The 25,087-nt window shown below is 33.6% G+C and carries 21 protein-coding genes; 11 read left to right on the top strand and 10 right to left on the bottom strand.

The window, feature by feature from the left end; genetic code table 11:
- Nucleotides 1-84: 84 nt before the first annotated feature.
- The 9 genes from AC57AW_RS17740 (at nucleotide 85) to AC57AW_RS17700 (ending at nucleotide 12,271) form a co-directional block, all read left to right on the top strand.
- Complete coding sequence (locus AC57AW_RS17740) at nucleotides 85-2,502, top strand: TonB-dependent receptor domain-containing protein (protein ID WP_496352938.1); 2,418 nt, start codon at nucleotides 85-87, stop codon at nucleotides 2,500-2,502.
- Between the two features lie 50 nt (nucleotides 2,503-2,552).
- A complete protein-coding gene (locus tag AC57AW_RS17735) occupies nucleotides 2,553-3,674 on the top strand; it encodes a glycoside hydrolase 100 family protein (RefSeq protein ID WP_496352937.1) in 1,122 nt (373 codons plus the stop codon).
- Nucleotides 3,675-3,731: 57 nt separating this feature from the next.
- Nucleotides 3,732-4,370, top strand: coding sequence for a uridine kinase family protein (locus AC57AW_RS17730; RefSeq protein WP_496352936.1), 639 nt, complete (start codon nucleotides 3,732-3,734; stop codon nucleotides 4,368-4,370).
- A gap of 3 nt (nucleotides 4,371-4,373) precedes the next feature.
- Complete coding sequence (locus AC57AW_RS17725; RefSeq protein ID WP_496352935.1) at nucleotides 4,374-5,777, top strand: MFS transporter; 1,404 nt, start codon at nucleotides 4,374-4,376, stop codon at nucleotides 5,775-5,777.
- Between the two features lie 488 nt (nucleotides 5,778-6,265).
- Entirely contained in the window at nucleotides 6,266-7,696 is a 1,431-nt protein-coding gene (locus AC57AW_RS17720) for a phage tail-like protein (RefSeq protein WP_496352934.1), read from the top strand.
- 642 nt (nucleotides 7,697-8,338) lie between these two features.
- A complete protein-coding gene (locus tag AC57AW_RS17715) occupies nucleotides 8,339-8,770 on the top strand; it encodes a transposase (protein ID WP_496352933.1) in 432 nt (143 codons plus the stop codon).
- A 164-nt stretch (nucleotides 8,771-8,934) separates the two neighbouring features.
- Nucleotides 8,935-9,261 carry a helix-turn-helix domain-containing protein gene (locus tag AC57AW_RS17710; RefSeq protein ID WP_496352932.1) on the top strand — a complete coding sequence of 109 codons (327 nt, stop codon included), beginning with the start codon at nucleotides 8,935-8,937 and terminating at the stop codon, nucleotides 9,259-9,261.
- An 870-nt stretch (nucleotides 9,262-10,131) separates the two neighbouring features.
- Nucleotides 10,132-11,154, top strand: coding sequence for a phage tail-like protein (locus tag AC57AW_RS17705; protein WP_496352931.1), 1,023 nt, complete (start codon nucleotides 10,132-10,134; stop codon nucleotides 11,152-11,154).
- 85 nt (nucleotides 11,155-11,239) lie between these two features.
- Nucleotides 11,240-12,271, top strand: coding sequence for a phage tail-like protein (locus AC57AW_RS17700; protein ID WP_496352930.1), 1,032 nt, complete (start codon nucleotides 11,240-11,242; stop codon nucleotides 12,269-12,271).
- Nucleotides 12,272-12,350: 79 nt separating this feature from the next.
- Here AC57AW_RS17700 and AC57AW_RS17695 read toward each other — a convergent pair whose 3' ends face one another.
- The 9 genes from AC57AW_RS17695 to AC57AW_RS17655 form a co-directional block, all read right to left on the bottom strand.
- Complete coding sequence (locus tag AC57AW_RS17695) at nucleotides 12,351-12,965, bottom strand: response regulator (RefSeq protein ID WP_496352929.1); 615 nt, start codon at nucleotides 12,963-12,965, stop codon at nucleotides 12,351-12,353.
- Nucleotides 12,966-12,967: 2 nt separating this feature from the next.
- A complete protein-coding gene (locus AC57AW_RS17690) occupies nucleotides 12,968-15,859 on the bottom strand; it encodes a sensor histidine kinase (RefSeq protein ID WP_496352928.1) in 2,892 nt (963 codons plus the stop codon).
- A gap of 247 nt (nucleotides 15,860-16,106) precedes the next feature.
- A complete protein-coding gene (locus tag AC57AW_RS17685; protein ID WP_496352927.1) occupies nucleotides 16,107-17,153 on the bottom strand; it encodes a serine hydrolase domain-containing protein in 1,047 nt (348 codons plus the stop codon).
- Nucleotides 17,154-17,310: 157 nt separating this feature from the next.
- Nucleotides 17,311-18,435 (bottom strand): helix-turn-helix domain-containing protein, encoded by a 1,125-nt coding sequence (locus tag AC57AW_RS17680; RefSeq protein ID WP_496352926.1) that lies wholly within the window; start codon nucleotides 18,433-18,435, stop codon nucleotides 17,311-17,313.
- A gap of 324 nt (nucleotides 18,436-18,759) precedes the next feature.
- Nucleotides 18,760-19,299, bottom strand: a complete 540-nt coding sequence (locus AC57AW_RS17675) for a DUF3575 domain-containing protein (protein ID WP_496352925.1) — start codon at nucleotides 19,297-19,299, stop codon at nucleotides 18,760-18,762.
- An 89-nt stretch (nucleotides 19,300-19,388) separates the two neighbouring features.
- The gene (locus AC57AW_RS17670; RefSeq protein WP_496352924.1) at nucleotides 19,389-20,072 is read right to left on the bottom strand and encodes a helix-turn-helix domain-containing protein; all 684 of its coding nucleotides are present in this window, start codon (nucleotides 20,070-20,072) and stop codon (nucleotides 19,389-19,391) included.
- A gap of 890 nt (nucleotides 20,073-20,962) precedes the next feature.
- A complete protein-coding gene (locus AC57AW_RS17665) occupies nucleotides 20,963-21,403 on the bottom strand; it encodes a hypothetical protein (protein WP_496352923.1) in 441 nt (146 codons plus the stop codon).
- Nucleotides 21,404-21,461: 58 nt separating this feature from the next.
- A complete protein-coding gene (locus AC57AW_RS17660) occupies nucleotides 21,462-22,190 on the bottom strand; it encodes a pirin family protein (protein WP_318849110.1) in 729 nt (242 codons plus the stop codon).
- A gap of 78 nt (nucleotides 22,191-22,268) precedes the next feature.
- Nucleotides 22,269-22,844, bottom strand: a complete 576-nt coding sequence (locus tag AC57AW_RS17655) for an isochorismatase family protein (RefSeq protein ID WP_496352922.1) — start codon at nucleotides 22,842-22,844, stop codon at nucleotides 22,269-22,271.
- Nucleotides 22,845-23,432: 588 nt separating this feature from the next.
- On the opposite strand from AC57AW_RS17655, the gene AC57AW_RS17650 reads away from it, so the two are divergent.
- Nucleotides 23,433-24,011, top strand: a complete 579-nt coding sequence (locus AC57AW_RS17650; protein ID WP_318849108.1) for a Crp/Fnr family transcriptional regulator — start codon at nucleotides 23,433-23,435, stop codon at nucleotides 24,009-24,011.
- A gap of 43 nt (nucleotides 24,012-24,054) precedes the next feature.
- Here the strand turns inward: AC57AW_RS17650 and AC57AW_RS17645 are convergent, their stop codons facing one another.
- Nucleotides 24,055-24,453 carry a winged helix-turn-helix transcriptional regulator gene (locus AC57AW_RS17645; RefSeq protein ID WP_496352921.1) on the bottom strand — a complete coding sequence of 133 codons (399 nt, stop codon included), beginning with the start codon at nucleotides 24,451-24,453 and terminating at the stop codon, nucleotides 24,055-24,057.
- Nucleotides 24,454-24,580: 127 nt separating this feature from the next.
- On the opposite strand from AC57AW_RS17645, the gene AC57AW_RS17640 reads away from it, so the two are divergent.
- A complete protein-coding gene (locus AC57AW_RS17640; protein WP_496352920.1) occupies nucleotides 24,581-25,018 on the top strand; it encodes a nuclear transport factor 2 family protein in 438 nt (145 codons plus the stop codon).
- Nucleotides 25,019-25,087: the final 69 nt, after the last annotated feature.

Here is a 25,087-nt window from a genome sequence, read left to right as displayed (position 1 = left end):
TAGACCGTTAACAGTCTGTTTAAAATGATTTTTTGATACCCTAAAAAAAATACTTTTGAGACATAACAAAAAGCTCAGATAATTATGGAATCAAAGATAATAAAGAAATTACTGATTTTAGGGACGATGAATGTGGCAGCATTTATGTTTTCTCAGACTGCGGTAACGGATACGGTATCTACCAGAAACAAGACTATAGATGAAGTAGTCATAACGGGTAATTCTAATCCTAAAGCTTCAATCAAAACCAGTACTTCAATTTCTACTTTAAAGCAGGCAGATATTATCAATGCTGCACCAAGAACCACTGCCGAAATTTTCAGAACAATTCCCGGAATACGTGCTGAATCTTCGGGAGGTGAGGGAAATTCCAATATCACGGTAAGAGGTGTTCCTGTTTCTGCAGGAGGTTCGAGGTATCTTTTGATTCAGGAAGATGGTCTTCCGGTGATGCAATTCGGGGATATTGCTTTTGGAACTCAGGATCAGTTTACAAGATTTGATTCTTTTGTATCCCGTGTTGAAGCCTTGAGAGGAGGTTCTGCCTCTGTTTTTGCATCCAATTCACCGGCTGGGATCATCAATTTTATTACAAAAACCGGTGAAAAAGAAGGTGGAAGCATTACGCAGCAGGTGGGATTGAATTATCAAAACTTTAGAACAGATATAGACTATGGAAGACCTCTCGGTAAAGATTTTTACATAGGAGTGGGAGGCTTCTACAGAGCTGGTGACGGCCCCAGAAAAACAGGATACACTTCCAATAACGGGGGACAGTTCAGGTTATCTTTATTAAAGAAATTTGAAAAAGGAAGCATCAGAATTTACGGTAAATATCTCGATGATCGTACAGCCGCTTATATGCCTATGCCTGTAGCTGTTTCCGGCTCAGATTCTAATCCGGATTACAGTTCTCTCAGCAATTATAATATTCTGACAGGTGCTCTGCAGTCATCCAATTTCAAAAATGATGTTACTTTTGGCGGAAACGGACAGATATTGAAAAGCGATATCCGTGACGGAATGCATTCAGTATCCAAAACGATTGGACTGGAATTTAATTATGATCTGGGATCCAGCTGGAAAATAGAGGCCAAGGCAAGATATGCAGCAAATGATGGTCAGTTTTTAGCTCCTTTTCCGGCATCGGTGGGAAGTAAGTCAGAAATTTTAGAATCTGTGCCGGGATATGGCAGCGCAGTATATGCGGGAACCAATACGGCAGTTGATAGTAATGCAAAATATATGAAGACTGTATTATTCAACACAAAACTGAATAATCTGAACAACTTTTTCAGTGATGTGAATATCAGCAAAAGATGGAAAAAGATAAAGTTGAATACAGGAGTTTACAACAGTACACAAAACATAAATCTTTCATGGAATTGGAATACCTATCTGATGGAAGTTTCTGATAATAACGCTCGTTTAGTAGATGTTGTAAGCAACACAGGAACTAAAATAACAGACAATGGACTTCTTAACTATGGTGTACCTGCTTTTGGTGGTGTAAACAGAAATTATGATACCAAATACTCAGTGGTTGCTCCGCACGTTCAGGTGGAAATAAATCCAATTGAAAATCTGACTTTGGACCTTGGAGCAAGATATGATTTCGGAAATGTTTCAGGGAGCTTTTCAGGGACACAAAATATAAAGAGAGCAATAGATATTAATCAGAACGGTACTTTGGAAACTCCGGAATTACAGGTAGAAGTTGTTAACGGAACTGTTCCTGTTGATTATAAATATGGTATTTTCGGATACTCATTTGGAGCTAACTATTCTTTAAATTCTCATAATGCAGTTTTTGCAAGGGTAAGCAGAGGGGGAAGTGCTTCGGCAGACAGAATTCTTTTTGCAGGCTATAACTATACAAATAATAATGATCCTGCTTTAGATGCTGTAAAAGTGAATAAACTGAATCAGATTGAAGTAGGGTACAAATTAAGAGGCTCAAACTATTTCTTAAACACAACCTTATTTCAGGCAAGAACGATTGAAGCAAATTACGAAGCTACAACGCAGCTCAGAACAGAAAATAAGTATGAATCATTTGGAATAGAGCTGGATGGATTTTATAAAATCAATAAGAATTTTGATATCAAAGCCGGATTAACCTATACTCATGCTGAAATTAAAAATGCGATTGATAGAACCATCATAGGAAATATGCCGAGAAGGACTCCGAAATTTATGTATTCATTCAATCCCAATGTGAATATTGAAAAATTAAGTTTCGGTTTCTTTGCCGTCGGATCTACAAAAGCTTTTACTCAGGACAGCAATAAGCTTATTATGCCGGGTTATGTGATCATAAATCCTTACATCTCGTACAGATTACTGAAAAATGTAACGCTTAATGTCAATGCTAATAATGTATTCAATGCACTGGCTATCACAGAGGCCGAAGAAGGAACTTTACAGGGAACCAACGGAATCATCAGAGCGAGAACATTACCAGGCAGAACTTTCGGGGGAAGCATAAAATTTGATTTCTAATTAATTGAAACGCTTCATTACAAATTATTTTCATTTTATAATAAGATTACATGTTTACACAACAAGCCTTACAAGTCATAGAACAAGCTATTTCAGAACAAGGGATTCTTGCATCTTCCGAGAAGAAAGATAACTATGCAAGAATCTGGTCCAGAGATTCTATGATGACGGGAATTACGGGGATTTTAATTAAAAACCAAATGATCATTGATGGTTTGGAGAAATCAATAAAAACACTTGCAGATCATCAGGCACAAAACGGACAGATTCCTTCCAATGTTTATGGGGAACAGAGAAGTTATGGTACTCTTGTCGGCAGAACAGATGCAACAATCTGGTGGATTATCGGAACCTGCGAATACATCATGTATTCTAAAGATGAAAATCTTAAAGAAACTCTAAAGGAAAAAATATACAAAGCTTTTTCATGTCTGAAATCGTGGGAATTTAATCAGAGAGGCCTTTTGTATAGTCCGTTAGGTGGAAACTGGGCAGACGAATATGTTACATCAGGGTATGTTTTGTATGATAATGTTCTTCGGTATTGGGCCCTGAAAGTTGCATCGGAAGTATTTGAAGATGACCATCTGAAGTCTCTTGCCGTGACAACCAAAAAACTGATCGAAAATAATTTCACGAAAAATAACTTTAAAGACCCTAAATACCATGAAACAGCCTATCAAAAAGCCAAAGCAAAACCTTATTTATGGGCATCTTTAAATGCCAATGGTTATGATGAACGTTTTGATCTTGCAGGAAATGCTTTAGCAATTCTTTTAGGATTTGATTTAGAGCTGGATGGTTTCAATGAATTTTTAAATCAGTTAAATCAAGAGTTTGATCACTGGATGCTTCCTGTATTTTACCCGATTATCTTTCCAAAAGCCCCTGACTGGCGTTTGCTGGAAAACAATTACAGCTATGAATTCAAAAATCAACCCTATCAATTCCATAACGGAGGTTCTTGGCCCATTTATCTTGGGTGGCTTTGTCTGGGATTAAGGAAAAGAGGGTATAACGAAATTCCTGACAAAATTATTAATCAATACGAAACACTTCTCAGTGAGAAGGGCTCAAGTTTCAGAGAGTATTATTCGACGGATCAATTGATTCCATTAGGAACAAATCAATTATGTTTTTCAGCTTCAGGGTATCTTCTGATGAAGATTTAATGCTAGAAATTAATCAATTGTAATAGAAAACTATTTATTTTTAAAACAGATTAAGAGATGATTGGAGATGTAATTAATTTGGAGCAGAAGCATTTGGATACTGCGGGAAATATCTACAGAATTATAAAGCAAAATGATAACCACACTGAAAAATATGTGATAGGAATTTGCGGAGAAAGCGGCAGTGGGAAATCGGTCACCGCCTTCGCTTTGAAAAAAGTTTTGGAAGAAAACGGGATTAAAACTTTCGTGATTCAGATGGATGACTATTTTAAACTTCCTCCTAAAACCAACCATGAGAACCGGCAGAAAAGTCTGGATCATGTGGGAATACATGAAGTTCATTTAGATGTAATTCAGGAAAATATAAAAGCATTTAAAAAAAGAAAATCTATTATTGAAAAACCTTTGATTCATTATCAGAATAATTCTGTTTCTAAAGAAATTATCAATACAGAAGATGTAAAGGTTCTTATTATTGAAGGTACCTATATATTGAGTATTGATGAATTTGATTTTAAAATTTTTATCGATCGGAATTATAAAGATACCTATAAAAACCGAATGGAAAGAAACCGTGATGAACAGAGTGATTTTGTAGAAAAAGTATTAGATATTGAGCATAATATTATCCGTAAGTTCAAAGAAAAGGCAGATATTGTTCTTGGAAATAATTATCAAATTGTAAAGCCGTAAATTATGAATAAGAAAATAATTCCTAAGCTTAGTTTTTGGCAAATCTGGAATATGAATGTCGGTTTTTTCGGTATTCAATACAGTTTTGGACTTCAGCAGACCGCTGTAAATCCGCTGTATTCTTTTTTGGGTGCTCATGCAGATCAGCTTCCAATTCTCAATCTGGCGGGACCGGTTACGGGATTATTAATTCAGCCGCTTATAGGAGCTATAAGTGATAAAACCTGGAGCGTGAAATGGGGGCGTAGAAAACCTTTCTTTTTGCTTGGAGCTATTTTTTGCAGTTTAGCTTTGTTTGTCTTTCCATTTAGTTCCTCAATTTGGATGGCAGTAGGGCTATTATGGATTTTGGATGCCGCTAATAATACCGCAATGGAACCGTACAGAGCTTTTATTGGAGATAAGCTTCCGGAAGCGCAGCAAACTTATGGCTTTCAGATGCAGAGTCTTTTCGTAGGGGGTGGAATTACCCTGGCCAATCTGTCATTATTTGTTTTTCAGAAATATTTTGGAGCAAGTTCAGAAGCTGGAGGCATTCCTGCATGGGTTTATTATTCGTTTTTTTTAGGATCGTTTTGTTCCATAGCTTCTGTGGTGTGGTCGGTTTATAAAACTCCTGAGATACCACCAACCAAAGAAGAGCTTATACAGTTGAAAGCCGAAAAAGAAAATGATACGGTTTTCACACCGTTTACGGATATTTTTAAAGCTATTGTCCATATGCCAAAAATACTTTGGCAGCTGGCTTTAGTCTATCTTTTTCAATGGTATGCACTATTTTGTTATTGGCAGTTTGTGACTCCAATGATTAAACAAACCTTATATCACGTTTCTGAAACTGATGAACAAAAAGCCGGTCATTTTATTGAGCTTTCAAAAAAAGGACTTTCTGTGGCTCAGAGTGATGTATCCTGGGCAAAAAACATCCTGCATCTGGTAGAAACAGCTGTTGGTCAGACGGGACTGATGAACGGCTTTTATAATTTTATCACCATGATCTCAGCATTGCTGCTGATTCCGTTGGCATTTAAATATTCAACCAAAAATGTATATGCTTTTTGTCTCCTAGCAACGGGAATTTCACTGTTGATTTTACCCTTTATTCATAATGAGTATCTAATTTTATTACCAATGGTTCTATTTGGAGTAGGCTGGGCTGCGATGATGGGATTGCCTTATTCTATGGTTTCTCCTTCCATACCTTCAGAAAAAAGAGGGGTGTACATGGGGGTTATCAATATGATGATTGTTATTCCTATGCTGATCCAGACGGTGTCATTTGGGTTTATCTATAAAAATTTTCTGGGTAATAATCCTTCAAATGCTATTATCATGGCTGGTATTTTATTCTTATTGGCATCTTTATCTTTAACCCTGATTAAGATAAAGAAAAGACCTCTTGTTTAATTAGTAAAACTTCTACTTTATAAAAAACGAAACTCTTAATAAAAAATGGCGCTACTTTTCTTAAAGTGGCGCCATTTGGCTGTTTAAATCTAGAAAGACATGGGTGAGAATAGGCATTCTTGTCAATCGTGTCTTTTTTTTAATACAAAATGTGTCTTTATTTTATTATATCGACGTCTTAATCTTCATACAAGCTGAATTCTTAGAAAAAAGCAATTAATAAATATCTTTGACCAGTTGAAACAATGCTGTTGAAAAAAGATTTATTCCCTTATGTTGCTTGTAGGATTTGCATTTATTTAACTGTTCCCATAGATATAATAGATGCAAAGCCTGCGCAACAATTATAATTATTGAGACTGAATTCGGGATAATTCTGACCATATATTTTATACTATGAAATCTGAAACGGATAATCAATTTCAAGACAAAACAACTTGTCTTAAAGGGTATTAAATCAATTTATTAAAATAATAACACGAACTTAAATGAAAAAAAATGTTTACTTTCTATTAACAGCCATTATTTTTGGTTGTAATATTCATGCACAAATAGGTATCAATATCAGTAACCCCAATGCAACTCTTGATGTGGTTGCCAAGACAACAGACGGAAGCAAAGCTGAAGGAATTCTTACTCCGAGACTGACAGGAGATCAAATACAATCAGCTGATAGTCAATATACCATATCCCAAAAAGGAATGTTGATATATGCTACTGTACCGGTCACTTCCGCAAGTCCTAAAACGGTTAATATTACCTCCGATGGATATTACTATTTCGATGGAAATATTTGGCAAAAAATGACGGGAGGAGGATCAGCCGGTACCAACCCCTGGGATTTAGAAAACACAATAACAACAGCGACACTGAACAATCAGAATATTTATCAAAGCGGCAATGTTGGAATAGGTAATTTCTCTTCGGCTAAGCCCATTGCAAAATTAGATGTGCGTGGTGCTGTACGAGGCGGGGCACCACATGCAGATGAATTAAGTGGTACTTCGCTAATCGGTACAAACTCTGTTGCATTAGGTTTTGAAAATAAAGCTTCCGGTCCAACTTCATCTACAATTGGCTGGAAAAATATTGCTAGTGGAGACAGGTCTCATGCAATAGGAACTTTAAGTATAGCGAGCGGCGATTATTCTTTCGCTGCAGGACCCCAAAGTTCAGAAGCCAGCGGATATGTATCAACGGCAATTGGGTTTTTTGCGAAAGCTAGCGGCTATGGTTCAACAGCAATTGGTATACAGCCTGAAGCAAATAATATTTACAGTGTTGCTATTGGTTTGAATGCCAAAGCTAGTGGTACTTATGCGATGGCTTTAAGTACGCACACTGCAACTGCAAGTGGAGGGCAATCGATAGCAATTGGTGGAGACACAACGGCCAGCGGAGAATTTGCAACAGCGATGGGGCGAATGACCACTTCCAGTTCTTTGAATGAAACGGTTATGGGTACAAGAAATGCTATTGCTACAGGAACGGCAGGCAGCCCGGTGCTTACAGATGCTTTGTTTCAGCTTGGTAATGGTGCTCTAGGTTCTTTTCCGACATTTAATAATGCACTTACCATACTTAAAAATGCACATACTGCAATAGGTGTAAATGGTGCAGAAGATACAGCAAAACCAACCGAATTGTTAGATCTCGGTGGTAATGCAACATCTGGTAATGGAGGTTTAAGAATTAGAAATATTAATTCTGTCGCTTATACAGGAACCTCGACAGACAGAATCGTGGTAGCAAATGCAACTGGTGTATTAAAAACAGTGGCAACAGCTTCACTTTCTGCAGCCGATTTTAGTTTTAGCTCGCTTCCTACTTATGCTAATGACTCTTCAGCCGGAGCTGGTGGCCTAGAAGCAGGTAAGTTATATAAAACTGCCAGCGGAGAGATCAGAATTAAATTATAGTGAGATATTCTACTTTTCTGACCTTTTAGAAAATTATACTATTTAAAAACTCAGTAGTTTGTCTTTCGTTTAGCCAAATGTTTTGACAAAGATAAGCTGCTGGGTAAGTACAGTTTACTTTCTTTTTATGTGGATAAAGCTTTCTACAGAATCAGTTTTCATATAGCAGATGAGGCAGTCTTGGTTTTGGTGTATTGGGATATGTTTTTGTATAGCTTCAAAGATAATTCTGCTTTTATCTCATGTTTATCCAATATTACAATCATCAATTAAATACATCAGTAAGCCATGGGGATATAAGTTCTTTTAAATCTCACATAATATCTTATATGGTAGGCTATGGAGAAACTGCAATGTCTATAAATATCCAGCTGGCAACATTAAATACTAATTTCTTTGTTTATTTAGGACACTAAAATAATTTAATGTACAATCAGTATCAACTCGAAGTTAATGTAAAAGCTGTTAAGTTCAAACTGTTCCATTTATCTTTTCTTGTATAGAAACCATATTCCAACTTGTTGGTAATAACTTGTACTGCACTGCTTAAACAAGCACTCGCAGGTGATTTTAACAACACTGTATTGGTGGGAATCTAGATTATTCAAGATTTAACATTGTAAAAAAATAAAAATAAGAAGAATGAACTTTAAAAAGATCCACATTGGTTCAATCATCTACAAAAGAGTCACAGAGTCCGGAATAGAAACAGACCGTATTTGCAATTTTTTCAAATGCTCAGACGATCAACTTACAAAAATGTACAAAGCTGAGACTCTAGATAGCGGATTTATTTTAAAATGGAGCAAGCTCCTGGAATATGATTTTTTTAGAATATACACACAACATCTGATATTATATGCACCCCATGGCCATACTTTCTATAATAATGTTGATCAGAACAAAACACAGGATCTTCCCATTTTTAGAAAAAACATCTATACTAAAGAACTAATAGATTTTATTTTGGAACTTATCTCAACTGGTGAAAAAACTAAACAACAAATTATGTCAGAATACAGAATTCCTAAAACAACACTTTATAAATGGCTGAGTAAATATAAAGAATATTAAAAATTGATCAACAAACAACATATATGAAAAAACGAGCTGTCTTTTTGTCTCTCTAATGATAAGCAGTATGACCTTTTACAAAGTTAGCAATGTATCATTTGGATATCTTATCATAATAATTTCAATAGGGCTGTATAGCTAAATATAATCTATAAAAATACCCAATGGAAGATATTACTCCAGATTACAAACGTATCTACCAAGATCTCCTTGATAAAAAATACCCGGATAAAAAACAACAATGCAATAATTTGCTGGATAAAGAAAAACTTACTTCCTTAGATATTATCGAATTAAATAGAAGAATTTTTGGAGTAGTAAATCAATCGGCTGAAATGTTTAATCAAAGACATCGCTCCTACACCCAATCAGATATATTAAAAATATTGGATTATCAAAAGAAGAAAAATATAAATAATTCTCAGTTAGCACAACATTTCAAGCTCAGCAGAAATACGATAGCCAAATGGAAGAAACTTTTTTCAATATAGTATTATTTGATGTTCTTACTGTAGTTAAATCAATACTGGCTACAACGGATACTCTGGTATTTGATAAGTTTATTCCTGCTGAGTAAATAGATGTAGTAAAGTAACAGATTGCGGAAGTAGTACCGGCTGGTAGGATTGGGAGAGTTGCCGTATTTCTAGCTTCAAAAGGCTCTTCATTTTATGCTTGGTGCTGAACTACTTGTCGATGTAGGTATGACTTATTTGGTAAAATAATATTCATTAAGTCATTTGCCCGAGATGATTGAGTTCCGGTAATTCGCAAAATGCTATTTCAAATATCAAAAAATGCCGAATAACGATAAAGTTATTTGGCATTTTTTATTTAAACAAGCAAAATCCAAATTGGGAGTAAAAAGCTTTATTGATCTTTTTAAAATCTACAAAAATAGGGGATGAGAATAGATATTCTTGTCAATCGTGTCTTTTTTTTAATACAAAATATGTCTTTATTTTATTACAGTAATGTCTTAATCTTCGTACAATCTAGATTCTTAGAAAAAGCAATTAGTCAATACCTTTGACCAGGTTAAAACATGTTACTGAGAAAAAAATTATTGCCTTGTGTTGCTTGTAGGATTTGCATTTATTTAACTGTTCCCATAGATATAATAGATGCAAAGCCTGCACAACAATTATAGTTATTGAGCCTGAATTCGGGATGATTTTAATGATACATTTTATACTATGAAATCTAAAATGGATAATGAATTTTAAGACAAAATCACTTGTTTTAAAGGTTTTTAAATCACTTGATTAAAATAATAACACGAGCTAATACAGGACATTTATCCTTATCTAACGATCAAGTTAATGAAAATAATTTCTATTAAATATTTCAAATTCCGTATTATGAAAAAAACAATATTTCTTATCTGTGCCTTGGCTACAAAAATTTTGTTTTCGCAAATAGGTATCAATACCAGTACCCCCAATGCAACTCTTGATGTGGTCGCCAATACAACAGACGGAAGTAAAGCTGAAGGAATTCTTGCCCCAAGACTTACAGGGGATCAAATACAATCGGCTGATATTCAGTATACCATATCTCAAAGAGGAGTGTTGGTATATGCTACCGCACCGGTCACTTCTTCAAGCCCGAAAACGGTTAATATGACCTCCGATGGATATTATTATTTCGATGGGAATATTTGGCAAAAAGTACTGAATCAAAATACAAATATCTATACTTCCAATGGGACTCTTGAAGCCAATCGTACGTTGGCAATGGCAGATAAAACCTTGGCTTTTACTTCTACGGCTACTGCCGGAACAAGTCACTTTCAGGTTGATGGAAATACGTTAAATATTGATGCCGTTGCTCATAGAGTAGGACTGGGCGTTGCAGCGCCTACAACAAAATTACATATCGATAACGGAACAACTCCCGGAGCCATCAGAATTGTTGACGGGACACAAGGTGAAGGGAAAATTCTGGTATCAGATGTAAATGGAGTAGGAACGTGGCGTGAAAGCAGTGGATCAGCAACAGTTATTCAATCAAATTCTGGGTCGGTTACAAGTCTTTTGCCAGCAGGAACTTTAATATATACAGGAGCTAATGCAGTTGTTACTATTCCCGGATATTATATGATTTCAAGCCGTCTTATCACAGATAAAGCGCCTATAGGATGCGGAGGTTTTTTAGCTTTTAATTTAAGCCAAAGCCCGACAGCAGCAGTTAATAATGCTTTTCCTGTTCAGGATGTGCATGTAACTGGTTCTTTTGCTAACGACTTTATTTATACATCCAATATCGCTCTTCTTCAGGCGGGAACTTACTATATGCGGGTACGTACTGCGGGTGGTTGTACATCAAATAGCACAAGAGGTACTTTAGCGCAAAACGGCTTTACGCTTACTTTATTGAAATAACTATATCATCAGTACATCAATACAATGTCTTCTTATAAAATTCTTTTGAAGAATTATTTCTTGTACCTAATATTAAATTAAGATTATGCAAAAAATCATATTATTAATAAGTATTGTAAGCTCTCAAATCTTTTTTTCACAAATAGGTTTTAATAATACTGCTCCAAAGTCAACTTTAGATATTACATCAAAAACATCAGATGGCAGCAGGCCTGAGGGGCTTATTGCACCCCGTCTCACCGGAGATCAGATAAAAATAGCTGATAATCAATATAATGCAGTTCATACTGGAACATTGATATATGCTACGGCAGCTCCCACTACTTCAAGTATAAAAACAGCCAATATAACTTCGCAGGGTTACTATTATTTTGATGGAAACATCTGGCAAAAAATAGTTAATCAATCTGACAATCTGTATAATTCTAATGGAATTCTTCAATCTGACCGTACCGTAACAATGGCTGATAAAACTTTGAATTTCGTCTCTAATGCAACTGCCGGAACCAGTCATTTTCAGGTAGATGGCAATACATTAAATATAGATGCTGTCAACAATAGATTGGGATTAGGAACTGGAAGTCCTACCACAAAATTGAATATTAATAATGGTACAACTCCCGGAGCAGCCAGAATTGTAGATGGTACACAGGCAGAAGGAAGAATTATGGTTTCGGATGCAAATGGAACGGGAACCTGGCGTGAAAGTACAGGATCAGGGGCATCGGTAGTCATCAATTCAAACGTAGGTCCTGTTACTCCCATTCCTCCATCAGGTGCTATGCAGTATGTAGGAACCAATGCTGCCATTACCATACCGGGATATTATATTGTTACTACACGCTTGATTACGGATAAAGCACCTGCTGATTGTGGCTTTTTTATAGCTTTTAATTTAAGCCAGAGCCCAACAGCATCTGTAAATATTGCATTTCCAAATCAGGACATCCATCTGGCATCGGGATATACTGGTTTTGATTTTATATATACTTCTCAGATCGCTTATCTGCAGGCTGGAACTTATTATATGCGTGTCCGTAGTGGCGGTGGGTGTACATCCAATGTAGTAAGATCTAATTTCGGAGAAAATAGTTTTACTTTAACTTTATTAAAATAAATTCAAAAGATCATAAAAGAAACACCGCAAGAAAATTTTGCGGTGTTTTTTTTATGATTTGTGTTCCAGAATCATAATTTTAGTCTAAGCTTTTGTAAATCTTAAAAAGATCAATGAGATTATTTATTCCTAGTTTACTATAGATTCTTTTTTTATAAGTACTCATTGTGCCGGCTTGGATTTTAAGTTCATTAGCAATTTCCAGATTGCCGTTTCCCTCACCTAAAAGCTTGAAAACTTGAAATTCTCTTTCTGATAATACTTCTTTAATATCTTTTTTTTGTGGTTCGTTTGAAAGAAGCTTCACAATTTGAAAAGGATAATAATAACCTTCTTCGAAAATTGATTGCGTTGCTTTGATTATAGTTTCATCATTGCTCAACTTATTTAAATATCCTTGTGCTCCTTCCTGAACATATTCCAGGGCAATATTTTCTTTAGATGATGAAAAAATCATAATTTTAATATCATCCTGAATTTTTTTTAATTCTTTGATCATATGTTTAAATATACTGCCCTCCATTTCAATGTCCAGCATGATCAGATCAAACCTCTCTGCGATAAGTTTTTCTTTTGTTTCGTGGTAATTTTCAGCAAAATCAATGAAAATATTAGGGAATTTGGATTCTAAAGCCATTTTGGTTCCCAATCTTACGACATAATGATCGTCGGCAATTAGTATTTTTTTATTCATAATCAATCAATTTTTAAGAAAATTTTTACGATAGTTCCTTTAGGGATATTGTTTTGGAAACGGATCCCTGCATTTATTTTTTTGATGAGTTGAAGGACCATGTGTAATCCTAATCCATAATTTTTAAAAACAAAACCTTCTGTTTTTGTACTTTCAAAGATTTGAGAGTAATATTTTATCTGACTTTCGGACATTCCTGTACCTGTATCTAAAATAGCAATTTCAACGGTGTCATTTTGTACAATTGAGGTTATACGAATTTCACCGTTTTTTGTGTTTTTTACAGCATTATCTATTAGATTATGTATAATAGCTGAGAGTATATTTCTATTGGTTTTGATTTCGAGATTGGGATCACAAAGGTTACTGATAATTGTATTAGTACCTAAAGCAACTTGTTCAAAAAGAAGTTTTTTATCTTGGATAAGATCATACAGCGAATGTTCCTCATCTAAAACGTTTTCTTCTTTATACAATTCATTGTATTCTTTTAATTGTGATGTGAATCTGAACAATTGCTCAGAAGTTTTATATATCCCATCAAAATATTGCTTCTGAATTGTTGTATCATCCGTATCACGAAGTCTTTGAGATATTGAAGCCAGGAATCTTATTGGGGTTGCAATATCATGGCTGATGCTCTCCACAATTTTTTGCTGATATTCTGATTCATTCTTAAGCTTATCAGTCGTGATTTTTAATTCCTCATCTCTGCTTTCTAAATTATGTTTTAATGTCCTGACCATTCTTTTTAGAAAGTTTGTCTGTATCTGAATCAGGATAATTAACGCAACTCCTAAGATGATCAGTAAAGCTTTAAACCATATTGTTTGATAAAAGAAAGGTTTAATTTCTATAATAATTTTTTTATAGGCAAATTTTCCATTTTTAGAGATTAAAAACCTGATATTTAAAGTATAATTTCCCGGAGGAATATTGCCTAAGATAAATTTTCTGTCAGTTTTTATTTCTTCCCATTTGCTGTTTTGGCTATTTTCAAGCTTAGATTCTATGTAAAGATTTTTAATATTTTGATAATAAGGGAAATCCAAAAAAATATCAGCACTTGTGTAATCACTTTTCAAACGCAGTGTGTCCTTAAAATGAATTTTTTCTTTCCCAACCTTAGCTCTTTCTATAAAAAGCTGATTGTTTTTCGGATAATAGGTTTTAATTTTATCAGGATTAAAAAACACAAAGCCCACCATTGAAGGCAATACAAATTCTCCATTTTTCAAGATATTTCCGCTTGGGTTGGCGCTTCCGTTGAATTCGTTATTCAGTAGACCATCTTCTTTGGTGTAACGATAATACGTTACTTTTGAGTTTTTATTTTGGGCATAATTTAAAAGTGCTTTCTCGGAAACTTTAAATAAACCATTATTTGAAGAAATCCAGAAAAAGCCGTAGCGATCTTCCAGTATATGATGGGCACTGGAAATATATCCGTCTTTATCATCAGGCATTCTGATGGCATTTCCGTTTTTAATAAGATAAAATCCTTTATTGTGAGTAGTAAACCAAAAGTTTCCATTTTTCGTCTGTTGAATTTCCTTTATCGGTAAATCTTTAGCAAAATACTTTAGAATCTTATTGTTAGAAATAGAAAGAAGATAAATTCCCTGAGTTGTTCCTACATAAATAGAATCTTTATTCAATTCTTTAACAAAGTTAATATTGGCTTTAAATCTAAAAATATTTCTTGCTTTTTTGAATTGGTCATTGGCAAATATGTTGAGGTAATAATATTCATATTGACTATCCGCCATGTTTACTGCAAAATTGCTGTTTATTTTAAAAATTCCTTCAACATTTCTTCTGGGAAAGACTATAGAATCGTGTGTTTGGTAGTGTGAAGATTTGTATCTCCGGTGTATTTTATTAAACTCTACATACAGCAGATTATGTGAGTTATCATACAAAAGATAACGTCTGTCATAGTTGAAATCCGCAGCATAGATTTTATTTACTTTGTCTTTATAATATTCGAATCCTTGTTTTGAAATAATTGAATGAGGGGTAAAAGGCAAAGCTTCATAAACAAACTCACCAGAAAATGGGACATTTTTCTGTGGAGTATAAAAATCTGATAGGGTTATGATTTTCAGGCCTTTCAAAACATTTCCAAGATAAAGCTTATTGGATTCTTCGTCATAAAACATACAATATAAAAGCTCTTTTTCAATTTTTTTATACTGCATAAGAAATGTAAGGGTAAGTATACCATTAGATATTTTACTTCGATAAATATTACCGTTATTGATGACAAAAACCTGCCCTGTACCCTGATGCCAATATATTTTAGATTCAGGATCATTGTATAATGAGGGTTGGTTATCATACGAAACAATTCCGTTTTTTAATATAATCGTTTTTCGGTTTTTTTGATCTGGCAGGAAAATGGTATTTTCATGTTTAAAAGCATTTCTAAGCTCTTTCATGAGAAAAGGGAACAGAATTTTTTTTTCCGGTTTATTTTCTTTCTTATAAATAATGTTGTGATTATTAAAAAAATATGTTCCTGAATTTGAGATGATATAATAACAATTGGTCTCCGGGAAAAAATTATTAATAAAGCTACTTTTATAATATCTTTTATACTGTACATTATTACCCATTGAGTACGTTTTGGAAATCTTTCCAGTAGGCAGCATTTTTACAGTTCTGTCTGATATTAATACACAATTCTCATCATTATTATTAAAACAAATTAAATCTCTGCTTTTAGTACCAAGAAAGCTTCCGAAACTGAGATTACTTGTTTTAAAGTTATTATACAATAAAAAATTGTTTCCATCATATCTCAATATACCACCATCAGTTGATAACCATATAAAACCATATTTATCTTTTGCAATATCCTTTATACTGTTTTGAGGGAGTCCCTGATCCATACCAAATGATTGGAAAGTATATCCTTGTGCTGAAAAAAAAGTGTTAAAAAAAATAAGGATAATGCAGGCTAGCTTCACTAACGGTAGGTTTAAATTATGCAACAAATATATTATAAGTTTTTGTTATTTGTCATTATTATTGCGTCATATAGAGGCTTATCATAATTATGAAAGGTTTACCTTAGACAGCTTGCTTAAAAACTGTAAATGTTCAAATCTCATTTCGTAAGCAATTGTTATGTGCTGTTTATTTTACCCTTATATCGTCATACAAGTTATCAACTACTTTTTCTAAAACTTCTCCTGTTTCATTAAAGCTGGTGTTTGTCAATATGGCTATCCCTATATTTTGTTTGGGATAGATCATAAACCAATTTTGCATTCCATAGATACCTCCGTGATGTCTGTAAATTAATTCATTACCATTTTCTATGATATACCAATGATAGCCTTCCCAAAAATCAGAACTTTCTTTATATAATTTTTTATGAGATTCATTGACAATAAGATTTGACTTGTCGAGTTGCAATTTCATATATTTCACCAGATCTGTAGTCGTAGAGTGCAATCCTGAAATTCCACCCCATAAAGTTCTATTGAAGTTAGGCATTATCTCATTTTTATCATTATAACCTTTTACCAATCTTCCTCTATCATTTTCATTGAGTATAAACTTAGTTTGGCTCATTTTATTTGGTTTCAAAACAAATTCAATTACTAATTCCTCAAAAGATTTTTGATACACTTTTTCAAGTATATAGGCTGTTAACTCTGGAGCTGTGTTAGAATAAGAATATGTTTCTCCGGGTTTCGTTTCAATTTTGATTAGTTTTAATCCCTCAAAAAAAGCCTCTTTATTTTCACTTTTTATGGGGAAATTAGGAAATCCACTGGTATGGGTGATGAGGTGCTTGATTCTTATAGGTTCATCTTTAAATTCTAAATTGGGATAAGGCCCATTAAGATAGATTCTAATGTCATCATCTAAATTTATTTTTTTATCAAGTACGGCTTTAGCAGCCATGTAACCTGTAAAGGTTTTGGTTACAGAAGCCAATTCATAAAGTGTAGAATTGTTGGGTTTGTTTCCTTTTCCAATAGTTAATTCTCCAAAATGTTTTATTGTGGATTTTCCATCTTTAAGCACTGCAATGGAAACAGAATGAAATCTTTTATCCTTTAATAACTGAAGAGCATTTTTTGTAATCGCATTTTCAACATTCCGCTTATTAATAAGTGAATTACTTTTACAGCCCAATAAGGCAAAAAATAAAATAGGGGTTAAATATTTCATATTTTCTAAGTTTTAATTTAACATTCATAATCTGATGCAAATGTGCTGTAGAGAATCATGAAAAAAGTCCGTATAAAAAAGTAGAACTCATTTTAATGAATAAAATGAGTCCGATTATCTGCAATCCAGAGTTCGAGTATTTACAATCGTTTAATTGTCAATTGTTTCTGTATGCTGTTGGGGTTTGGTTTGTATATTTTTTAAAAGAGGTATGAAAAGAAGATTTTGAATTGAAACCCACTTCATATAAAATTTCTAACACCGTATATTCTTTTTTCATGGGATCTTTCAGAATGGTCATTGCTTTTTTAACACGGTATTCATTCACAAAATCAAAAAAATGCTGATTGATATGATGGTTAATTAAAACAGACAGCTCACGAACAGGAATGTTCACCTGATTTGCCAGTTCCTGAATCGTTAATGAAGGCTCTAAGAAGGGTTCTTTTTCAACCATGAATTTTTTAAGCTGTTCGATCTGAAAACTTTTTGTTTCGTCGGTTTTATTTTCTGCTTCCAGGGTTTCCGCAAAATTATTTGTCGGTTGTAAAGTAGAATCAATTCTTCGGAAAAGCTCAGGATAATTTAATGCCTTTAATATAAACCAGCACGCAGCCAATAAGAAGGAAGTTCCCGCCACAATATGTATCCAAATAAATAGATCGTTATATGTTGTATATCGTATGGTGTTTTTAAAAATAATACATATATGGATGAAGAGTAAAATCATTGTAAACTGAAACAGCCATTTATATAATAAGGTGTTTGGATTAGTATAATTTTCAAGATAAATCTTCCTGTATTTTTTAAGGACAAGAAATACACCGACGATATAAAAGAAATACTGCAGTTCTCCGATGAGTTGATAAAAAAACATTTCAGGAGAGTGCCACATACCTTTAAAAAAAACTTCTTTAGCAGAACCTTCTGCAAGATAAAGTCTTGGAACTAAAATTAAATTGGCAACAATGAAAGGGATTAAATGCAGTAAATGCTTTCTTTTTAAAGTGAAATCAGTGTAGCAAACTGCATTAACGTACAGATAGAAAAGAGGCATTACCAATAAGTAAGCAGATATTTTGAAGGTTTTCAGATTATAACTATCAACAAAAAGGTGCATGAAAATTCCGCTGATGTCAATGGCATTAATGATAAGGAATGCTGCAAATAATCTGTTTTCTAGTTTTCTTTCTGTTTTTACCGTTAACAAAAATACGGCAAGCAGCAGCGATACAAAAACGGCAATCGCAGCAATAACTTCCAGAAAACTTAATTTGTCCATTTAATCTTTTTTGTAAAAATAGGATATAAGTAACAAAAAGAAATGATTGTCCATCATCATTTCTCAAGTATTGTATTTTGATTATGTTTTCATCACCTAAAAACAAGTATTCTCTTAGATAAAAAAGGCGCCAACGATATTGATTTGGCGCCATTTGGTTGTGGTGACAAAGACGAGCGTATCTTCAAAGACTTTTATCAATGATTTGGTTCAATTGCTTTATCCTCGCACGAATATTTTACGAATAATATGATTTAATTTGTATCAAGGTAATAGGATCTTTGTGGAAAATAAAAGTCTCGTGATACTTAGACGTATTTGATTTTAAAATCGGTAACCAATACTCAGTCCCAGCTTTAAAACCTGATCGTGATCTGTTTTATTTGCATTGAAAATAAGTCTTCCGTAGGCTGTATTGGCTTCAAAAACAAATCCTTTCTTTGTAATCAGTTTCCATCCAAGACCCGCACCTAATGCAAGATCATAAACATCTTTACCTTCGGTGAAAGTCACGTTGTCTGCGGCATATATTTTTTTTCCATCAATTGAAGTAAGCATTCCAAATCCTTCGACAAAGAAACCGGATGCATATTTTTTTCCAAAATAATACCTGTAGTAGGGGGAGATATAGTAATTCATATCATCATTTGTTGAATACCCATATACCTTGAATGCAGAAATTCCTAATGATGAATTTTTGTTGAGAAACCGTTCATAACCAACTTCGAAGGCACCGGATAAGGGCGCGAGTAAATTTAATTTAATTTCATTGTTTTTCTGATAAGGATTTGCATCAGCTTCACTTTGAGCATTGACAGAATAAAAAGCAAACAAAATAATGAGCTGTAAAAGTTTTTTTTTCATAAAAAAGTTATTTGAATTATTTCGATGCAAAACTCAAATAATAAAAATTAGAACGGGTTTCAAAAGCTTAAAAATGTACAAAATGGTACTTATTTGATGGTATTTTTATATTCATTAGGTGTCTGACCGGTAACTTTTTTAAATGCTTTAAAGAAAGTTGTTTTTGAAGTAAAGCCGGCTTCCAATCCCATTGTCAGCAGATTATAGTTTTCATATTCCGGATTTGATATCATTTCCTTCACGGCTTCCACCCGATATTGATTGATATAATGAGCAAAGTTATCTCCTGTTACTGTGTTTACAATTTGTGAAACATATCCAGGGCTGATCCCTAGTTTTTCAGCTACTTTTTCTCTGTTTAAAGTACTGTCGGTATAAATGTGCTCGTCTTTACAAAGAAGTTCCAGTTTTTGAAAATAAAGATTGTCAGCCGTTATAGATTCTCTGGATTCTTCTGCCGTGTTATGTTCTTGCGTTATACTATTTTCTGCAACTTGCAGATCGGGATGTATAATAACCAAATCGTTGTTTAGAAAATGGTAGACAGCATCTTTGTTTTTGGCAAGCTTGTATTTATAAATGCCTATATAGGCTGTCCAGTGCATGATAAATGTTGCTGATAAAGCTAGCCCACTCATGGTAGAGGAAATGTCTATTCCAAAAAAGAAGCCAGTCATATACGTTATGAGCCAGGTAGATAATAATAAATAGAGAGTAGTTAATAAGGTAAGTACCCATTTTTTCTCTTGTGGGTCTTTTAAGTGCCTTATCATAAAATAAGAGTAAAAAGGTGGAAACAGGATGATGATAAAGGCAAATAAAAGCTGAATTACTCTAAGTATATTCATTATGAAAAAGCCTGAATCTGCGATTTTATAAATTCCTAGAATATCATTAAGATGGTATATAATAGTAAAAGTAGAGGAGTAGGCAAACGGAATGTAATACAAATAAGTTTTTTGTCTGTTCTTTACAGTATCATCAATTCGGTTTATTATAAAAAGGAAGATGAAAACAGGTAGTAAAAATATCCACTCAATATAGTCCAGAAAACATAGCAAAGGATAGGACTTAAATGCTCCTTCAATTTCAAAAACATAATTCAGTAAAACAATGGACAGTGTAAATAGTAAGCAGGCTAAATATTTATTTGAATTACTATTGAATAGAGAGGACTTTAAAATGACTACGCCTAAGACTATTCCCTGAAAAATAGCAATATTTAAAAGTGTTGTATAAATCAATTTTTTATAAAAGTTGTTTTAAAGATTTTGTTTGGCATACCATGGTTAAATATAGCTCTTTCGTACGAATTGATAAAAAAGAATTTTTTATGATGCGGATAGCTTTTGTTCTGGTGAATAAAAAAAAGCACCACCTTTATTAAAGTGGCGCCATTTGGCTTTTGGTGACCAATACGAGCGTATAGTCAAACACTTTTATTGATGATTTGGTTCGTTTGAGCCAAATTAAAAAAGAATTAGCTATCTCCAATCTAGTATTTAACTTCTTGTAGCTATATATTCTATTTCATTTTTTTCTTTAAGTGAAACCTAGTAATAAGGGGTTAAAAACACTTATTTACTATTGTCTTTTTTTATTTCTAATCTTAATGAATTTCTTTTACAAAATTTCTTTTAGTGAATTCCTGATTACTTTTCTTTTAATCTATACTTTTGATCAAATCATTAAATTCTTTTAGTTTAATAGGTTTGAACAGTAGAAGAGAATCATTGAAATAAATTGTTCCATCCATGTAATAAGGTATTGACATGTAGGAGGCAGGATCTCCGTTTCCTAATTTCAAATCTTTTCCAACCACTAAAAATGCTATAGGGTCGACAGTCTTTATATTATGCCTTGATATATAAGTATATCGACCTTTTAACGTATCTCCAAATATTGATCCAGTTATAGTGCCACTATCTTTGGTGTTATCGTGATGTTTAACTTGATATTTTCCGTAAAAAGAACTTTTTTCAATATTTACATTTAGTACAGCTGTATCTTTTTTATTTTTAGAGATAGATTTGTAATAATTATCTTGTTTCTCATTTTTACAACTAACGAGAGTAATTGCAAGTAAGATATAAATTAACCTCATAATTAGAATTTTTAATTAATAGATTTAAGGTGATTATAACTGTCAGATTAAGTATTGACTAATTCAATTTATTTCCGCTGAACATCCCCGTATTACTGTATTTGGCTTCTTTTTTTATCTGAAATAAAACCAAGTCACTTTCTTTAATGGCTTCAAGAAACAAATTTTCTTCCAGAATTACACTGTCTCCTTTTGCAATGATTTCATTTCCGATTTTAATTTCGCCGTTAAAGCAATAAATAAAATTGATGACTTTCTCATTCCCTTCAGGAACTTCCACTATTTTATCCTTTTGCAGCCTGATGTCAAAAATATTAGTTTCCACTCTTAATTTCAAAGAAGAATCAGCTCTGTTTCCGGCAACCAGCCTCCAGATGTTTTCACTGAAAATACTTTCAAATTGATGAAATTGAACTTGCGGTGGTAAATCATTTTCAGAAGGTCGCATAAAGATTTGAAGCATTTCAACATCTTCTTCGGCACTTTCTTCGTGTGACACTCCACTTCCGGCATTCATGAGCATCATATAAGAATTGTTCAGATGTTCTTTTTTATCCGTGCTGTCAAGATGAACCATCTTGCCGGAACGGATATAAGAAAAGATCTCATCATTCTGATGTGGATGCATTGGAACTAAACCGGGAGGTTTAAATAAAGCATGATCAATTCTTCCAATGGTTAAAAATCCAGTATCGTTTTTTCCGAGATTGGTTCCCGGATACAATATTTCAACGTGAAATGTCTGGTTGCCGTGTGTATGTTTTTCTGAAGCTCTAATGATTTTCATAAGATAAGTTTTAATTTTAAAAACAAAGAAACACCGCTTTTATATTTTGAAACGATGTTTCTTTTTGTAAATCAAATTTTATTGATAGTTTAAAATTCCAATTAGTTTTCCTCCGTTCAGGCTTGTCCAGTCAATTGCCAGCTCCGAAATAATCTGGTCAACAGTAGTGATAATTGCTCCCGCCTGTCTCATTCTTTCCAAAGCTAAATTATCTCCATATTGGGTGTAAGAAGCCGATGCATCTGCAGAAACCTGTACTTCATAACCTTCATCCAACATCTGTAGAACTGGGAAAGTCACACAAATTTCTGTCGTAACACCTGCTACGAAAAGTTTTTTTCTACCTAGGGCCTTTACAGCTTCATTGAAACCTTCGTGATGCATTGCATTTACTATTCCCGGACGTTTGATTCGGGCGTCATACGCTTCAGGTAATATTTCCTGTAATTCAGGAATCAAAGGCCCCTGAGCGTGGTCTTCCATACTTGATGTCAAAATAACAGGAAGATTTAAGGCTTTTGCAATTTTTGCCAGTTTAATGGCATTTTGCTTTACCAAATTAATGTCGTGAGAATGTGTCCACGCCATTGTTCCTACTTGATGATCGATAAGAAGTATCGCTGCGTTTTCTGGGTTGAATGCTTTTGTGTGCATAGTAAATGTATTTAAATTAATATAATTTTATTCTGTACTTCAGCAGCATAAGTGCTTATTGTACAGGACAAAATTAGGCTGAGTTGATTCCTGAAAACGATGATATTTGATACAAAAAACCTGTGACAAATGTCAATGGGTTTTATTAAAGTTTTGATTTTTAAATATTTAATGGGGTTGTATGCTATTGGAAGTTGGTTTTAAAAAAAAAGAATAGAAAAATCATTTGAAATAAAAATTGCCAACTCTTTGAGAAATGCTGCCTAACTGTTGCTTTGTTCCAAGCTGCAACTTTCTACCGTGAATAATGACAAACAATTTTAAAACATATTATTATGGCAGGTATTAAAGCATTAAATCCGGGAAACTATCGGAAAAACAAAAAAACTTTTCCGAAATTGGTGTTTATTTCTAAAAATTAATCATATTTAGATTAGAAATTTAATTCTGAATAAAAATCGCCCTGAAAATCGAATAGGGTGATTTTTTAGTTTTTGTATTTTCAGATTAAATATAATTGATGACAATAAAACGAAATTTTTTAAATTTGGTAAATAATGATTTTCTTAATCGCCCCAAGAAACTAAAATGCACGAACCACTTTTTGATTATATAGAGCGCTACAGCAATTCAAGTCTTTCCTCAGAGGAAAAAGAAAATATCCAGTCGCTGTTGTTGCCCAAAAAATTAAGAAAAAAACAATATTTTCTTGAAGAAGGAAATGTTTGTCAATATACAGGTTTTATCCTAAAAGGTGCAACGAGACAATTTAGCGTAGACAGTCACGGGATTGAGTACATTCTGCAATTGGCGGTAGAGAACTGGTGGATTGTTGACCGACAAAGCTTTATGAATCTGACACCTTCCAAATATTATATCGAAGCTTGGGAAAACACTGAATTATTGATTTTACCAAGACCTAATCTTGATGCTTTTCTGGAGATTCCGTCAGTGAGAGATATGTTCTGGAAAATGAGCGAAAATAACCATATTGCTTCCCAAAAACGTATGGATGATGCGATAAGCCTCAATGCTTTGGAACGCTATGAAAGTTTTGTTCAGCTTCATCCCGATATGATTCAGAGATTTCCTTTGCATCAGATTGCTTCTTATTTAGGAATTTCCCGTGAAACGCTCAGCAGAATCAGAAAGCAGAGTCTTCGATAATTGAGTTCTGTCCCATTGATTGTGGCAAATTTTAATAATTGGATTATTTCTCTTTCGATTTTTCCGAACCCATTTCAGCTTTCACCTTTTCCCGATGCTGAATTCCCCATCGTGTCATTGCACCAACCAATTCTTCTAAAGTCTGACTGTAGGGTAGGAGCTCATATTCAATCGTTACAGGATAACCGTTTTCAACTTTTTTGACAATAAATCCATTCAGTTCCAGGTCTTTCAATTCGCTGGAAAGTACACGTGCCGAGATTCCGATGACTTGCTTCTGAATTTCTGTAAATCGCTTGTTTCCTCGCGCCATTGCGATAATTATCATCAACTTCCATTTTCCGCCGATAACATATAAAGCATCCGAAACTGCTGTTAAAACGGTATGGCATTCTTCCGTGAATGCCTTGTTATCTATTTGATTTTCTGTTGGTTTTTTCATTATTTCTGCAATTGTTAGTTGGTAACCTTTAGGTAACAACTAATAAAATGTAACCAAATATAATATAATTTTGTACAAGAATAATTACAGAAAGTAATTTTAAAATTTAATTTTAAACAACAAAATTATGACATTAGAAGTTTTAAAAACCAAGCAGGATTTAAGAGACTTAATTGACAATTATGCTTACCTGGGTGATGAGTGGAAAATCTCAGAAGTTATGGATTTATTTACTCCGGACGTTATTTATAAAGTTTATATGAATGGGGCTTTGGTTGCAAACGTTTCGGGTAGAGAAAGTATGGAGAGTGATTTTAATCTGCACGCTTCACAAGTAAAAACCTATTTCACATTAAACGGTCAGCATTCTACAAAAATCGACGGTGAAATTGCAATGGGAATTTCATTTTCTCAGATTAAAATGATTCGGGAAAATGAAGGTAAGGATGTTTTAACAGATTATAGCGTGAAATATGAAGACATATATGTTTTCCAAAATGAGAAATGGCTGATTAAAGAAAGAACCGGGTATTTCGTAATGATCGAATCGAGAACTATTTCATAATACGAAATTGTAAAGTATTAAGTCTTTTCAAGATTTTTTTTAAGCGATAGAATTTTTTGTTTCGACAGA

Source organism: Chryseobacterium sp. BGA-UO-ETr-SB22 (assembly GCF_059567885.1).
Note: the sequence above shows the minus strand (reverse complement) of the source record. Positions and strands in the feature narration are given on the sequence as shown.